Annotated in this window: 1 pseudogene; it reads right to left on the minus strand. The window is 72.5% G+C overall.

Features of this window, described 5'->3' with window-relative positions:
- Window positions 1-1,020 (minus strand): annotated as a pseudogene (locus tag ACZ5CR_RS47550) (EmrB/QacA family drug resistance transporter); the annotation flags it as partial.

Raw genomic sequence — 1,020 nt, forward strand, 5'->3', positions numbered from 1 at the left:
ACCCCCCCCCCCCCCCCCCCCCCCCCCCCCCCCCCCCCAACGCCGCGCTGTGGAGGCCTGCCGTCGTACGGCCGTTCGGCGTCCGAGCCGCACATCTCGGCGCCCAGTTCCTCGACGAGCTTGATCAGGTCGGTCGGCCGGTCGGGGCCCCACCAGTCGCCGAGCAGCTCGGACAGGGACTCCTCGCGGGCCTTGGACAGCTTGGCGACCGCCGCGCGGCCCTCGTCGGTCAGGGTCAGGCCCATGCCCTCGCGCCGGGCGAGCCGGCGCTCCTCGACCTGGCGGGACGCCGCCGTGATCACGTGCAGCGGTACGGTGCTGCGCTCGGCGAGCGTCGCCGGTTCGACATGGCCATGGCGGCTGATCCGCAGGAGGAGCCAGCTGGCGGCGGGCAGCAGGTCGTAGCCCGCGCGCTCCGTGATGCGTACGTAGATCTCGCGGCGGCCATCCCGCGTACCGAGGACCGAGAGCGCCCGCGCCACCTCGTCGTACGACGAACGCTCGACGGGGTTGCTGGCGAGCGTCTGCGTCGTATCGGGCGCAGTGACCGAGCCGCGCAGCTTGTCCTCGCGCAGGAACCAGGCCAGGACGAAGGCGACCAGGGCCACCGGCGCCGCGTACAGGAAGACGTCCGTGATCGACGAGGCGTAGGCGTGCACGACGTCGGGGCGCAGCGCCGCCGGGAGTTCGGCGATGCCCCGCGGGTCGGACGTGAGGGAGTCGGCGCTGACGCCGGCCGGCAGCTCCTGGCCCGCGACGGCGTCGGAGAGCTTGGTGACGAGCCGGTTGGCGAAGATCGTGCCGAAGATGGCGACACCGAACGAGGCTCCGATGGAGCGGAAGAACGTCGCGCCGGACGTGGCGACGCCCAGATCCCCGTACGGGACCGCGTTCTGCACGATGAGCACCAGGACCTGCATGACCAGGCCGAGCCCGAAGCCGAAGACGAAGAAGTAGGCGCTCATCTCGCCCGTGCTGCTGTTCTCGTCGAGCTGGTGGAGCAGGAGCAGGCCGAGCGCC

Source organism: Streptomyces sp. NPDC031274 (assembly GCF_055570235.1).